We start from the raw sequence: 15,511 nt of genomic DNA, 5'->3' as shown, positions 1-15,511 counted from the left end.
AAGGAAAAGTTAAAGCGATTACTCCGTATGGTGCATTTATTGACCTCGGTGGACTTGATGGGTTATTACATATAAGTGATATGTCTTGGGCTCCAATTAAAGCCCCTAACGAAGTGGTTCATATCGGACAAGAGTTAGAAGTAATCGTGCTAAAAAAAGATATGGAATCTGAACGAGTTGCTCTTGGTCTCAAACAGAAATACCCCGACCCATGGACAACGGTTGAAACAAAATATCCAGTCAATAGTGTTGTTACTGGAAAAGTGGTTGCAATCACTGATTACGGTGCTTTTGTCAGATTAGATGAAACCATTGAGGGTATGGTACACATATCAGAAATGTCTTGGACGACACGTATTAACCATCCATCAGAAGTGGTTAAAATCGGCGATGAAATTAAAGTTAAAATTTTAAATATTGATGTAGCAAATCGACGAATTGCACTCGGAATTAAACAGTTACTCCCCAGTCCTTGGGATGAAGCTATCAAAAAGTATCCAGTAGGTACAATTGTTAAAGTTGAAGTAACCGCAATAACCGATTATGGTGCTTTTGTCAAAATTACAGAAGGAGTTGAAGGATTAATTCACATCTCTGATTTTTCTTGGACTAAACCGATTAAACATCCATCTGAAATGGTTAAAGTTGGTGAAATTATTGAAGCGCGAATTCTCCGCATAGACGAAAAAGAGCGGAAAATCGGGCTTGGAATCAAGCAGATCACTGCTGATCCATGGCTAAGTTTTATCCGAAAATATCAAATTGGAAGCATTGTTCTAGGTAAAATCGTTTCCATTACCAATTTTGGTGCTTTCGTAGAGTTGGAGTATGGCGTTGAAGGAGTATGTCGTTTATCTCAATTAGATATAAAACGAATTAAAGCCCCTGAAGAAGTAGTGAAAGTCGGCCAGGAAGTTCAATTTAAATTAGTCCGCTTGAATAAATCACAAAAACAAGCGATACTCAGTCGACGCGCTTATTTGGAGGAAATGGAAAGAAAAGATTTTGAACTCTATATCGCACAAGAGCCGGAAATTAAAACCAATCTCGGTGAATTGATTAATCAGCAGAAAAACAATACAATAAAATAATATACATCGGTCTAGTTGTGAAGATGTCATGGTTTAATGTATCAAGTCCTTGATGGCAGGTGTAAATAATGGTAGATGTTCTCTACAGAACGTGGTGTGAAGTAGATACAATAGCAATAACTAATAATATTAAGCAGATACAATCAAAAATTGGAAGAAAAAGAAAACTTATTGCGGTGATTAAAGCTGACGCTTATGGCCATGGAGCGGTTAAGGTTGCTCAAATCGCACAAAAATTAAACGTTCCTTATCTGGGTCTTGCAACTTATGATGAATCTATTTTGTTACGCGAAGCAGGAATTACCATTCCGATTATCGTATTAAGCTGCTGTCAAACTGCTGAGGTTGATCCGGTGATTAACTATGAGCTGATTCCTAATATCTGTCATTATGATGTAGCGGTTAAACTTAATCAATTAGCCGCTAAACACAATCGAGTTATCCCATTTCATACCGAAATTGATACCGGAATTGGTCGCATTGGTGTCTATTATTCAGAAGCAACGAAATTGATTAAACGATTAGTTAACCTTACAAACTTGAAATTAACCGGATTGTTTACACATTTTGCATGCGCTGATACTGACCCAGAATTTACTGCACTGCAAGTACAACGATATAAAACAGTAATCAATGAACTAGCTACCATCGGTATATCCGTTCCTTTTCAACATGTGGCAAATAGCGCGACGGTATTAGCCTATCCGAAATACTATTTTGATGGCGTACGACCTGGATTAATCATCTATGGGTTATATCCCGCCATCTCGATGCAGCGGTTGGCAACATTACAGGAAGCAATGACATTAAAATCGCGAATCATTTATATTAAACGATGTAAAGCCGGACGGACAATTAGCTACGGGAAAACTTATATTACTAATAAACCAACAATAATTGCAACGATTAGTGCTGGTTATCGTAATGGATATCCGCGGTTATTATCCAACCGTGGTGAAGTGCTGGTTCATGGTAAACGAGTCCCAATCGTTGGTAGAATATGTATGGATCAATTTATGACAGACATTTCTGCTGTTCCACAAGCACAGGTTGGTGATGAAGTGGTCTTATTCGGCAAGCAAAAGCGAAATTGTATCCGAATTGATGAAGTAGCAGAATGGGCTTCAACAATATCTTACGAAATAGTTTGTTCTGTCGGTAGGTTGAATAAACGAATTTATATGTAGTGATTATCAATGTCAGTTGTAGGTATTTAGTTATAAGTCTCTGAAAAAATTTGAGCAGTAAACCTAACAACTTATTGTATGGAAATTTGGTTGATTGATAATGATTATTTAGGGGTTCGATTTCAGTTTAATCAGGCTATCGTTGATCAGATTCGAGCTTTAGAAAACCGACGATGGAATCATGAAAAGAAACGTTGGGAAGTACATCTGATTCATCTTCCTGACCTGATACGAATTGGTTCACTTCATCCATCGCAGATAGACCCGCAGATATTTCATCTCTATCGGAAAGATTGGATTCAAACTAATTTGCGGGTAAAAATCAACCATATATATACCACACTATCTGGTGCATCAATTCCGTTTAATCAAATCGAAGCAGCAACCTCGTTTCGACTCAGTGGATCGGAATATAATCCGAAATATATAGAGGGTGTTTGGGATGGAAAACGGCATTTATTTAATAAACGAACCTACCAATTTCCAACCGGTCTACTAAAAAAAATATTAAAAATTCTTGACGCCCATCAAATCAACTACCTTATAGTCGACGAAAGAATCAGCAGTTCACCGAGTTTAAATTTATCTTTCAAATCAAAAGAGAATATTCGAAAATATCAACTTCTAGCAATTCAAAAAGCGCTCGTTGCTAAACGCGGAATCATTGAAATGGCAACCGGTTCTGGTAAAACTATGGTTGCTGCTGGTATCATAGCTGAATTAAACCGACCGACTATCTTTTTCGTTCACACGCGTGAATTACTGTATCAAATTCGGGATTTTTTCCACCATCAATTCGGCATACCTATTGGTCAACTGGGTGACGGAATTATCAATTTGCTGCCGATTACAGTTGCAACAATCCAAACCTCAATTCGCGCGCTCGGTGGTGAATACCATCAATTTGACGAAGAAGATGAAGACGATAAAACCGATATTACTGCAAACCGTGACGCAATTATCCAAATGATTGAATCGTACCCGGTTGTATTTTTCGATGAATGTCATCATATTCCCTCTGATACCTGTTATTCTATAGCCATGCAGACGAAACGAGCTGAGTTCCGTTACGGGTTGAGTGCTACTCCATATCGGGCAGATGGACATGACTTGCTTATTGAAGCTGCGCTAGGCGAGAAAATTATTAAAATTAATGCTTCTATGTTAATTGACGAAAAGTATCTGGTCCCGCCTCGAATATATTTTATTCCGGTTCCTTCAAACAATACCAACTATAAATCGTTTGACTATTCAACCATCTATCAGAATGAAATCGTTCACAATAAATTTCGAAATAAATTAATCGCAAAAAAAGCACGGCTATTGCTTAACCAAGGGCTAAGCGTTCTTATTTTGGTTCAACAGGTTGAACATGGGAAACTGCTTCTTCGATTACTTCCAGAAGCAACGTTTGTCCACGGTACGATTCCGATGCAAAAACGTAACCATATTTGGAACGAATTACGGTTAAAAAATATTAATCTTGTCATTGCGACTACGTTAGCCGATGAAGGACTCGATGTTCCTAATCTGAATGCGTTAATTCTCGCTAGTGGGGGGAGGTCCGAAACTCGCGCTCTTCAAAGGGTTGGCCGAGTTCTGCGGCGTTGCGAAGATAAAGAAGAAGCCATTATCATTGACTTTCTAGATTCTGCACCGTATTTAAAAGAGCATAGTAAAAACCGATGGAAAATATACCTCACCGAACCTAAATTTAGTATTACCGTCGAAAACGAGAAGAATATTATGAACGTATTCACTAATAAATCAGGTTTGATTAAGCAAAAGAAAGGTTTAATTTCTCATTCCAGATAAAACCCTTTATCCTTCCACGAAGAGTACCCATAATAAATCAATCTCGTATTAATGCGATAAAAAGTCGGAAAATGAACTACTATCAAACTTAGGCGGAATGTGAGTTACAGATTTAAGTTGATTGCTCGCAAAACTCCATCACCGATCGTTCTAGCTCTATCAGAAATTTGAAATATTGAAACTGCTTCACCTCGGGGGTCAATATCACCTAATTTCATCCCACGGTCAACTATGAGTCCGGAATGAATTAACCCGCGCAATAATCCCGAAATAGGTGCGTAGACATTTACACCGTTGATATTACCAAGGATATCCCCTTGTTGAACTAGTTGGCCAATTTGAGCTTGGGCAGAGAACATACCGTAAGTTGGTGCACGAATAACTCTCTGTTCAGTAATTCCAAGGATTGGAGCTGGAATTCCTGTATTAGGTTCTGTGGTGCCGGTCGTGATAATTTTACCTAGGTTAGGACCCCGCTTAGTTTCAATAACACAATGGGTATCTATTCCGGCAATAAATCCCGGGCCTAATCCGATAACTAGATTTGCATCAGAACGTTTTGTACCAAGGTTTCTTTTCGCTAAAATCGCATCGATCAGAACTATTCGCGTATATTTTTCACGTAGGATAGCAATGATTTGTGTAACGATTTTCCCCGAAGCATCCGGGTCAATTATCACCGGAACAAATTCATGTTGTTCTAGATAGGTAATGAGAGTCAATAATTCAACACTACTATTATTTTTTAGTTTGTTTGCAAAAACCCCACATCTGTGTTTTGATGGAAACAAACGAGCGATAACATGTTCAACTTCTATTTCTCCTTGATATATCGCTTCACAAAAAGAGACTGTTCGACGCACCGCTGTCGGTTGCGGTAAATCAATTACAATAACTGGAAAACCAGCTTGAAATAGCCGATGGGCTACACCGGTTCCAATATCACCTCCACCCTTAATGACAATTGCTACCCTGTTCATAAGAAAAAATATAAAGGTTAGCAGGTAGATTTTCTGCCAGCCAACTTTTGACTTCTTTTTCTAACTTGGATATAATCTGATATCGTATCAATATCGTGAATGACACCGATATCTTTGACCATAACATACTCCACATCATCTAGATGAGCTGTTATAAGCTCACGTGCTCCAAAGTCTTTATTTTTATCGAGATGACGTAATGCTGTAAAATATTTTTTTTTAAAAACCACCGGGTGCCCTTGTATTCCCTGATATACAGGAATGATAATCCCTTTGTTAGTTTTATTAGTTTGATCAATCATCTTCTGTATCGTTTTAATAGAAATCAACGGTTTATCTGCGAGAAAGATAAAAACCGCATGGGTATTTTGTGGTAGTTTTCCTATCCCACTGATAATCGAACTAGCTATACCTAACCGATACCGAGAATTAATGACGAAAATTGGGTAAATTGTCTGTTCTTTATAATAATATTTTTCAGATAAAATCTGTTGTTTAAGCTGGCTAGCTTGATAACCTAGCACTGTTATTACTTTTGTCAGTCCGGATTGGATAATGCTGTGGAGAATATGGTTAATAATAGTTAGGGTTTGATTGGAGCATAATTTTTCTTTGCTATGCTGCTTTGCCCGTGTATGTAGTGGAAGCAGGAGTTTATTGCTTCCAAACCGCTTAGATTCACCTGCTGCAAGAAGCAATGCGCATACATTCATAGCGGTAAGATTTTTCTGATTCCAACTGTTGAACTTCTCAATTCTTAATCAAAATCATATTCCGCATCGAAGTTTCCAGACAACATACAACGCTTCACGAATAATATGACCGGACATTTTCGAAGTTCCAGAATGTCGGTCAACAAAAACAATTGGCAACTCGCCTATTTTAAAACCGAGTTTGTATAGCCGGTAATTAACTTCTATTTGAAACGAATATCCATTTGATATAATCTGCTCCAATGGTAGGGCTTCGAGCGCTTTTCGGGAGAAACATTTATATCCGGTTGTACAATCGGTTAATTTTAATCCGGTAACAAATCGAACGTATTTGGTTGCCATCCAACTTAAAATTAATCGTCGTAATGGCCAGTTTACAACACTGATACCAGATTTGTATCGCGAACCTATGACGACATCATATGTATCCATCATTCGGATAAACTCCGGTAGATATTTAGGGTCATGCGAAAAATCAGCATCCATTTCAAAAATATAATCTGCACCATGCTGCAAGGCGAATTTAAATCCTTCTCGATACGCGGAACCGAGTCCTAATTTTCCAGCGCGATGGATGACATGAACTCGATTCGGATATTCAGCTGCAAATCGCTCCGCAACTTCACCAGTACCATCAGGAGAATTGTCATCTACCACCAAAACTTCATACTGGGGGTCGATTTTCAAAATCTCTGGAATGATATTAGTTAAGTTATCTTTTTCATTATAGGTCGGAATAACGATGATTATTTTCATAAAAATGATTGCAAAGATTTAAAAAACGATTAAATAGATTTTACCTTTTGGTATTGCCACCAGTTCCAACCAAGATATCCCAAATATCCTGCAAAGAGTATCAAGCATAATCCACTGATATATAATCCTATCATATTAGGTTCATATTTGAAAACTACCGTGTTACTTCCGGCAGGAACAGCTACTGACCTCATTAGATAATTAGTTTTTAATATTTTCACTGGTTTTCCGTTTAGATATGCTTTCCAATCCGGTGTATAATAATCATGGAACACTAATAAACTTGGTGTTTTTACCTCACACTTCACCGTGACTCGATTAGGAGTATACTCAACAATTTGCGCACCATTTGGATTATAATCCGATATCGTTGAAGAACTAAATCCGGGGTCAGATTCTAGAATAACCCCATTACGGACATTAAACGTCGGACTTTGCATTCGTTCGATCACTTTATTTTCATCCGGAATCAATTCATAGCTGCTGATGGTAAATACCCGTGGGACAAATCCTAGATACTCATATACGTAGAAATTCCCGACCGTATATACCTGGCGAAATGCTGGATGAGATAATGGTTGTGCACCGAGCATATATTTGACATTCCCAACATCTAAAAATGTTCCGAAATTTTTATCGGCAATGTGCAGTAAGAAATTATTATACAATGTCGGTAGTCGTGAAGCTGCAATATCCCACGCTGGAATTTCATAATATTTAAATTTGAAATTGGAGAGATTCTCTAGGAACGGATGCCGAGAATATAGTTTAACCCGATAATATGAGTTATCACTTTTCAAAAAAGCAGTAATCGGGTCGAGCTGATATTGTTGTTCCGTATCAATGTATTGAATGAACCGAGATGCGCTGAATCCTAAATCGCATGCAGTAATGGTAATAATCGCTATCAATAAATATCGTGGATATTCTTTTTTATCTTTCAATTGAAACTGAAACCCAGCGATAACTAAACCTACCCCAATAATTAACAAAACAGTCATTCTAGTCCAACTTGAAATTACATTTTCTGCTCGAGTTAATACGGTAGCATAATCGAGCGATGAACCGTGTGCTGCAAGTTTTGCGGTAATGTTTGACACAATTGCTTCCTTAAAGAAAATTCCTATAAGCATGACTAGCACGCACACAATACACAGAATAATAATCGTTGTGGTAAAATAGCTAACTTTTTTATCCGGTAACTGATTTTTCGCTTTGGGTTGACTGATATAATTCGCATACCAATGCATTCCATATCCGGTCACAGTAGCAAAACAGAACGTTACAATGAAAATCCACTTGTTCGGATCACGAAATTTATTCATTCCGGGAATTAGTAGAACATATTTATAAATAGGCGTAAAACCACCAAATGAAAAAATCAACGCTATTAGCCCGAGGATAACCCAAAACCATATACCTTGTTTCCGGACGAACCATAGTGCTAGAAACGCAAAAATTACCGGGATTATTCCAAGATAATCGTCAGTAAGTTTCAAGGTCATCTGTTTACTACCTAACCGACCCCAATATTCTTTATCTCCGCCAGCGCCGCTATAATCCCCAAATGGTCGCCGCATAATAAAAGTTAAGGTCTCTTCAGGTGGAAACGACCAGGAAATATTGAACTCATATCCGCTCTGCGTTTCATCTTCCGATTTAGGTTCAACCGTTGCGGTTACAGCAGCTTGATTTTCCTGATTTTTTTTCTTCCACGCAACATCGGCAGACTGTAGAAATCCAAAAAAATGGAAAATAACCTGCGCAGCGAATATAGCGGTTACTACAGCCATAATCACGAACCCAGCACCTGATTTCAGTAAAGGTTTAATTTGTTTACTTTGTTTAAATTCGCTAACTAACAGATAGATTAGATAAATGAATAGACATATTCCTAAATAAAATGCTACCTGAACTTCAACACCAAGAAACTGCAATCCGAAAAAACAACCTGCTAGTATAAACGATTGAATTTTCTTCTCTTTTACTCCTTTGGTAAGAAAAAGAAATGTCAATGGAGTCCAAGCGAACGTATCGAATTTTCCCATATGCCCGGGGTAAACAAGCGTTACGACATGGTTAGTTAACATCATACTAATTGCTGCGAAGAAACTCGCGGTTCGACTTAATTTCAGATATCGCATCCAGCAATACATAAATACACCCAATAAAAACACATGGAGTGCATAGTTGAAACCAAGCCAAAATGAAGGGGGCATAAAAAATAATAATAAATGCGTCGGATAGATTGGCTGTCCACTAAAATCACCGCCAGCGTGATTATAGGGTAACCATTTCTGCCAAGTAAACTGTCGGATTTGATTAGCAAAATATTTCGCTGACCAAACGCCAAAATCACTACTAACAATTGTTTGGTCAAATGAAAATATCCCGTGAAATAAAACTATAACAATGATAAGCATTATTAATAGCAACCATAAATCAGTTTTATACGGAAGTATTGAGTTGACTCGGTCAGGTATTTCTTGTTTACGACTCTGCCTATCTGCAATTTTCTTCTTACCCCATTTTTCCTTATCCATCACTACACATCTCCTTTTTTAATACATGTTATATGCATATCGGTAGCCAAAAAACGTTTCCGTCTCAATATCACCGATTCAAAGTATGAAATTGCTGCAAATAGTTTAAAAATAAAAAACCATATTTCTCGAAATAAAAGTAAACCTTTTAATATCCATGATTGATTTTGAACTTTCGTTGTGTTTATTGCATAATCTGATAAAGCTAAAGTAGTAGTTTTTCCAAATAGTCTGGTTAGTATTTCTTTGGGGAGAAAGAAACCGAATAACGCAACAAGTTGTCCAAATAAATGTCTTGAATATGAAATCGATTGTACTTCAAATCCAGCACAATTGATAAGTTGGATAACTTCATCTATAGTTAATTTCTGGATATGCCCTAAATGTTTTCGTGTCAGATTTTTTCCCAAACCTATTTTTTCCATGAACCACCATATCGTAAACCTATTCTTTTCACAGGGAATATTGGCATGTAACATTCCCTGAATTTTTAAAATACGGTTACATTCATTCAACAGCTTATTAACATCGGAAATATGTTCAAGAACATCCATCAGAATAACTATGTCAAAAGAATTATTATTGATTGGTAAATTTGAACCATCGCCAACAAAATAATGGATATTAGTATTTGGAGTTGTATCCTTTGCTGCCTTGATGGCTGCATTGCTAATATCGCAGCCATATAATTCTAAATCGGGAATATATTTTGCTATATTGTATAAAAATACTCCCGCTCCGCATCCTATTTCAATTAATTTCCCTCTTCGATATTTTACGGCTGAACAAAATTCTTCAAAATTAAATCTATGTGGGCTATAAATAGAAAGGAAATCAATTGTACCCACTCCCATAATATTTGATTCATAATCAAAATCTTTATTGTTTTGAGCTTTCACGTGTAACACAAAGGAAAATTGTCCCACGAGCAAATAGCGTCGGAAACCAATCACCCAGTTTTTGCCAAAAACCTATGGGGAGCATCGAACTGATTTTTCCGACCATTTCCCATTTTGACCCCTTACCACCTGGATTAACAAAATATGCTTTTTTAATAATGTTAAAATATTTACTGATAAACTGTTCACTTTGTTTAATCGTCGGCAGATGAAGATGTTTATATAATTGAAACGCTTGCGAATCTACCCCAGAGCCTATTAGACACATGATTCGATGATAGAGGGTGCATTCATTAGGTAACGAAATAAGGACTATGCCATCCGATTTTAATAGACGTTGCATTTGCTCCATTAAATTAGCTGGATTAATTAAATGTTCTAACACTTCTCCGGCAACAATGATATCAAATTGTTTTTGTAGTGGAATGGGATCGGTATCAAATCGAACGAATTGAACATGTATTCCTTTTTGTTTTGCAATGGATAACGCTTGTTCATCAAAATCTACTCCCCAATATTCAATTTGGTTACTTTTCGGCAAAAAATCGTATAACCGTGCTGTATAACAACCGATATCTAATATTTCGGCTCCTTTTTTTAAATAAGGAATAACCATTTTAGCATATTTCTGGATTCGTAAATCTGCATAAATGTCCTCTTGATACATATTTCCATACCATAATTGTGGGACATAAGATTTATCTGTTCGATTCATAATTTGGACACAGTGGCTTAAATAGATTTATCGAATGTATAACGATAAATTTGACATATTTAATGATAAAAAACAAAAGCTATTCATAGACCATCAAACAAATATAAATGATAGATTGGAAAATGTATCAAATAATAATCTACCTATTCGATTTGGTGATTTTGCTGAATATGTTGCTGAAGAAACGCTATTAATCGTTTACTTTCTATTTCCCAAAGATGTTCGGTTAAAAGTATTTGATATGCTTTTTCAACCTGTATTTGCGTTTCTTCTGGATGCTCAAAACAATATATCACTTTTTCCGCAAACGAATCCGGCCGATGCGGAATATAATATATTGCGCTATCCTTTAAGGTTTCCTGCAACGATAGTGTTCCAGATGCTACAATAGGACGTTTTGCAGCCATATAATCTAATGCTTTATACTTACTAAAATATCGCATAGCTTCCGCATCGCTTGATGGTAAACAGAGAATATCCGCCATAGCTAATGTTGATAAATGCTGTTCTTCCCAAAACATAAATCGTCCAACAATGACTACCTGTTTCTCAAGATTGAGCTCTTTCACTAAACCAATAATTGATTGGTCATGACCAATTCCCAGTAGAATAAGTTTCGTTTGAGGATATTTCCGGTGTATGATTGGTAGACCCCGAATAAGTGTCGCTACATCTTGTAAATCATAGATACCTTGCTTGGTTTTAACCGGATATGTTGTCCCTGCATTCACTAACACCTTATTTTCGGATGTGATACCATATAACTGCTGATATTTTTCAATATTAATAATTTCCCGATCAAATGCTTTGATATCGATGGCTAATCGTAAAACAAAAATCCGTTCTGGTGCTATGTTCCAATTTTGCGAAATATATGATTTCCAACATTCAGTTAACGAAATAACATAGTTTGCACGGCGAACGATGAATTTTTCAAACCATTTACGGAACCGCATCCCAGTCGGAGCATACCCAACAAGTTCAACATAATAAATATACCAAGGAATTTTCTTTAGTAAACATGCTAACCAAACCGGTAATGCGGTATATATAGCTGGATTATATGCAATAACTACATCAATATTATCATGTTGAATTATTCGATACAGATAAAAAATGATTCGTGGAATTGAACACAATACCTTTAAAGCCAAATTGGTAAACTGAAACGGTGGTTCAATATATCGGATTTGTTGTTGATTGTTTTTCCCAGCAAAATATTTCCCTTCCGCTATTGAATTTTCTGCTACCCAACAATGTGATACATCAACAACTATAACTCGATTCCCTAATCGTTCTATATATTCAGCAAATTGTTTTACTCGAATATTGGCAAATGGAACTACATATAATATTGTCATATAATTTTGTCATAACTCATTTCCCAGTGGTTTTATAAGATTTATCTGTAATCTGTAATTCTTTTAATAATTTCATTCGCTCTTTCTTATCCATGGATAACAAATTGGCACGCAATAACGAATAAAACGTTCCTGCATCAGTCCAATGTCCTTGAAGAATCTCATATTCCATAAGTCCGCGTTGAATATACGCATTATTGACATCGGTTATTTCTAATTCACCTCGTTCTGATGGTTTCAATGTTTTAATAATTTTGAATACTTCCGCATCATACATATATATCCCAACCACAATATAATTCGATTTAGGTTTTTTCGGTTTTTCAATGATACGAACCACTCTATTACTTTTAAATTCTACGACTCCAAATCGTTCTGGGTCAGGTACTTGTTTAAGGAAAATTCGCGCACCATACTGTTGTTTTTTAAATCGTTCCACCGCTCCGCTAATATTATCTTCGATAATATTGTCCCCGAGAATAACTACCACTTGTTCTTCACCGGCAAAATGTTCCGCTAAACTGAGTGCTTCTGCAATACCACCTTCCTTTTCCTGATAAGTATAATTTAGATGCTTTAATCCAAATTCTTTTCCATTACCTAAAAGACGGAGGAAATCACCAGCGTTATTCCCTCCAGTAACAATCAGGATATCTTTGATTCCTGCAGATACCAAAGTTTGTAACGGATAATATATCATCGGTTTATCCCAAACTGGCAATAGGTGTTTATTCGTTATTTTTGTCAACGGAAACAATCGAGTCCCTAACCCACCAGCTAAAATTATTCCTTTCATATTTTCTTCTCCAGAAAATTGGATATAAATATAAAATGTTTACTTATTAAGTTGCTTCTCTACATGACATCATTCACTTCACTTGAATTGCCTATACTTCAATTTTGCTTACAACTATAATATACTTTTCGTAATTAAAATTTTCAGTCTTCAATAGCAAAATTAATATTCTCTAAATATTCCTTTAATGCTTCTTGCCATGAACGCAGCGTATGCCCGGTAATTCGTTCATATTTTGAGGAATCTAACTTTGAATATTGTGGTCGCTTCGCGAGTCGAGTAAGCTCGCCAGAACCTATCGGTTGAACTTTAACTTTATTACTTAATCCTTTTATTTTCAATATTTCACAGGCAAACTCATACCAAGAACAAATTCCGCTATTACTGATATGATATATACCGTATTTTTCGGTCTTAATGAGCATTGCAATTGCAATAGCTAAATCTAAGGTATATGTCGGTGAACCGAACTGGTCATTAACTACTTCGATGCTCTTATACCGTTTCGCTTTTTCTAGAATTGTATTAACAAAATTCTTTCCGTTCTGTCCAAATAACCACGATGTTCGAACAATATAATATGGTATGTCTAATTGCTGAATGTATTTCTCACCCTCAAGTTTTGTCTTTCCATAAATATTAATTGGATTAGGTACATCATCTTCTCTATAAGGTTCACCTTTCATTCCATCAAATATATAATCAGTGCTAATATATAGAAATCTTGCGTTAATTTGTTTTGCATATTCACCCATATTTCGAGTTCCTATACCATTGATAGTAAACGCTTTTCCCGGGTTTTCCTCACAACCATCGACATCAGTGCTAGCAGCTGTATGAATAATTAAATCAAACCGGTATGGTTTTAAATAATTATAAATCTGGTGGGGTTGTGTTATATCAACTTCCTGAATATCTATGCCAGTAACTTGATGATGGGGCCTTAAAACCTTATATATATCTGTTCCTAACATTCCTTTTGCCCCGGTTATCAGAATTCGCATCATCTCAGTTCACTCCGGCACCTTATTATAAAACTCAATATATATCAATTAGGAAATTTAAATTCCTAGATTTCCATTCACTCATTTTTCTTGAATTGACCAATCATAGGGGATAACAGATCCATGCGGTGGAAGATTAACTTGGTCAGGATGAGTGTAATGATATACTTCGGTAGGACAATTTATTATTATCGCTTCTGACTCACTGATACATTTCCAGCCGTGATATACTCCATTGGGAATCTGTACTAACATTGGATTATACTCCCCAATAAAAAATTCGTTTATTTCACCATGGGTAGGAGAATCCTCTCGTGCATCATAAATTACTAATTTTATCATGCCTTTAATTGCAACAATATTATCAACTTGAACACGATGAAGATGCCATCCTTTAACCACGCCAGGATAAGTCGTGGTCATATATATCTGACCGAATTTAATATAAAGTTCATCATCATTCCGTAACACTTCCATTAACCGGCCGCGTTCATCAGGAATAACACGCAATTGTTTAGTTTTAACATCTTTTATCATATTTATCTAAAGATTTAGAAATATCATAATTCATTGTTATGTTTTTCTGTTTGCTCGCTCAAATGTTATATCTCGTTGGATGTAGTTTTGTTCATAAAATTTTCGGTACTCTTCATTTTTTTCTTTTATTTTTCGCCACCACATCTGATGTGTAACATACCAATTGATGGTTTTCTCTAATCCAGTAGTAAAATCTGTTTCCGGCTGCCAACCGAATTTAGTTCGGAGTTTAGTTGTATCAACCGCATGACGTTGAACATGACCAGGACGATCTACCACAAACTGAATCAATTCACATGATTTATTAAGAATTCGGATAAGCGTTTCAGTAATATCTAATACGCTTTTTTCGGTTCCACTACCGATATTAAATACCTCTCCTGCATATTGTTTTCCTTTATCTAAAAATAACGCCAACGCTCGACAATGGTCTTCAACATAAATCCAATCTCGAGTGTTTTTCCCTGAACCATAAACCGGAACCGGTTTGTTTTCAAGTAAATTCGAGATAAATAACGGGATAAGCTTCTCCGGATGCTGATATGGACCAAAATTATTTGTACATCGAGTAATAATCACCGGCATATTATATGTCGTATAGTAAGAATATGCCAGTCGATCCGCGCCACATTTACTTGCAGCGTACGGACTTTTCGGCATCAACGCATCATCTTCCCGAGAAGGACGGCCAGGCGCTTCTCCATATACTTCATCAGTTGAAATTTGCAGGAATAACTCAATGTTATTCATTCGTGCAGATTCTAAGAGAACATAAGTTCCATAGACATCGGTTTGTACAAAACTACCAGCATTAATGATTGACCGGTCAACATGGGTTTCTGCAGCAAAATTAACGATTCCATAACATCCTGCGGTGAGTTGATTAACTAGTTGCGAATCACAGATATCTCCATAAACAAAATGATATCGAGTACCAAATTGTTCCGCTAATCCAGCCAGATTTTCTAGGTTTCCCGCATACGTTAATTTATCAAGAACTATAACACTATACTCTGGAAAATCGGACAGAATATATCGAACAAAATTACTTCCAATAAACCCAGCTCCACCTGTCACTAAAAGTTTTTTCATAATATTGTTTCCGGTAAGCTAA

General features: G+C 36.4%; 14 protein-coding genes. 3 read left to right on the top strand and 11 right to left on the bottom strand.

Annotated elements, in window-relative coordinates; translation table 11 throughout:
- The 3 genes from N3A72_09875 to N3A72_09865 form a co-directional block, all read left to right on the top strand.
- A partial coding sequence (locus N3A72_09875) for a S1 RNA-binding domain-containing protein (GenBank protein MCX7919890.1) occupies nt 1-1,091 on the top strand: 1,091 nt, incomplete at its 5' end.
- A gap of 68 nt (nt 1,092-1,159) precedes the next feature.
- A complete protein-coding gene (gene alr, locus N3A72_09870) occupies nt 1,160-2,278 on the top strand; it encodes an alanine racemase (GenBank protein ID MCX7919889.1) in 1,119 nt (372 codons plus the stop codon).
- Nucleotides 2,279-2,356: 78 nt separating this feature from the next.
- Complete coding sequence (locus tag N3A72_09865; protein MCX7919888.1) at nt 2,357-4,093, top strand: DEAD/DEAH box helicase; 1,737 nt, start codon at nt 2,357-2,359, stop codon at nt 4,091-4,093.
- 104 nt (nt 4,094-4,197) lie between these two features.
- Here the strand turns inward: N3A72_09865 and yqeB are convergent, their stop codons facing one another.
- From yqeB to rfbB, 11 genes are all read right to left on the bottom strand, one after another.
- Complete coding sequence (yqeB, locus tag N3A72_09860; GenBank protein ID MCX7919887.1) at nt 4,198-5,073, bottom strand: selenium-dependent molybdenum cofactor biosynthesis protein YqeB; 876 nt, start codon at nt 5,071-5,073, stop codon at nt 4,198-4,200.
- A gap of 17 nt (nt 5,074-5,090) precedes the next feature.
- Complete coding sequence (locus tag N3A72_09855) at nt 5,091-5,786, bottom strand: nucleotidyltransferase family protein (GenBank protein ID MCX7919886.1); 696 nt, start codon at nt 5,784-5,786, stop codon at nt 5,091-5,093.
- A gap of 54 nt (nt 5,787-5,840) precedes the next feature.
- Nucleotides 5,841-6,542 carry a polyprenol monophosphomannose synthase gene (locus N3A72_09850; GenBank protein MCX7919885.1) on the bottom strand — a complete coding sequence of 234 codons (702 nt, stop codon included), beginning with the start codon at nt 6,540-6,542 and terminating at the stop codon, nt 5,841-5,843.
- Nucleotides 6,543-6,571: 29 nt separating this feature from the next.
- Complete coding sequence (locus N3A72_09845) at nt 6,572-9,085, bottom strand: YfhO family protein (protein MCX7919884.1); 2,514 nt, start codon at nt 9,083-9,085, stop codon at nt 6,572-6,574.
- Between the two features lie 2 nt (nt 9,086-9,087).
- Nucleotides 9,088-9,984, bottom strand: a complete 897-nt coding sequence (locus N3A72_09840) for a class I SAM-dependent methyltransferase (GenBank protein ID MCX7919883.1) — start codon at nt 9,982-9,984, stop codon at nt 9,088-9,090.
- On the bottom strand, nt 9,965-10,699 hold the full coding sequence (locus N3A72_09835) for a class I SAM-dependent methyltransferase (GenBank protein ID MCX7919882.1): 735 nt from the start codon (nt 10,697-10,699) through the stop codon (nt 9,965-9,967). The genes N3A72_09840 and N3A72_09835 overlap by 20 nt, the downstream gene beginning before the upstream one ends.
- Nucleotides 10,700-10,842: 143 nt before the next feature.
- Nucleotides 10,843-12,060 carry a glycosyltransferase gene (locus tag N3A72_09830; GenBank protein MCX7919881.1) on the bottom strand — a complete coding sequence of 406 codons (1,218 nt, stop codon included), beginning with the start codon at nt 12,058-12,060 and terminating at the stop codon, nt 10,843-10,845.
- Nucleotides 12,061-12,076: 16 nt separating this feature from the next.
- Nucleotides 12,077-12,856, bottom strand: coding sequence for a sugar phosphate nucleotidyltransferase (locus N3A72_09825; GenBank protein ID MCX7919880.1), 780 nt, complete (start codon nt 12,854-12,856; stop codon nt 12,077-12,079).
- Between the two features lie 143 nt (nt 12,857-12,999).
- Nucleotides 13,000-13,863 carry a dTDP-4-dehydrorhamnose reductase gene (rfbD, locus tag N3A72_09820; GenBank protein ID MCX7919879.1) on the bottom strand — a complete coding sequence of 288 codons (864 nt, stop codon included), beginning with the start codon at nt 13,861-13,863 and terminating at the stop codon, nt 13,000-13,002.
- A gap of 78 nt (nt 13,864-13,941) precedes the next feature.
- A complete protein-coding gene (locus tag N3A72_09815) occupies nt 13,942-14,397 on the bottom strand; it encodes a dTDP-4-dehydrorhamnose 3,5-epimerase family protein (GenBank protein MCX7919878.1) in 456 nt (151 codons plus the stop codon).
- Between the two features lie 36 nt (nt 14,398-14,433).
- Complete coding sequence (gene rfbB / locus N3A72_09810; GenBank protein MCX7919877.1) at nt 14,434-15,489, bottom strand: dTDP-glucose 4,6-dehydratase; 1,056 nt, start codon at nt 15,487-15,489, stop codon at nt 14,434-14,436.
- Nucleotides 15,490-15,511: the final 22 nt, after the last annotated feature.

The organism is bacterium, from assembly GCA_026416715.1.
GTDB lineage: Bacteria > UBP4 > UBA4092 > JAOAEQ01 > JAOAEQ01 > JAOAEQ01.
Note: the sequence above shows the minus strand (reverse complement) of the source record. Positions and strands in the feature narration are given on the sequence as shown.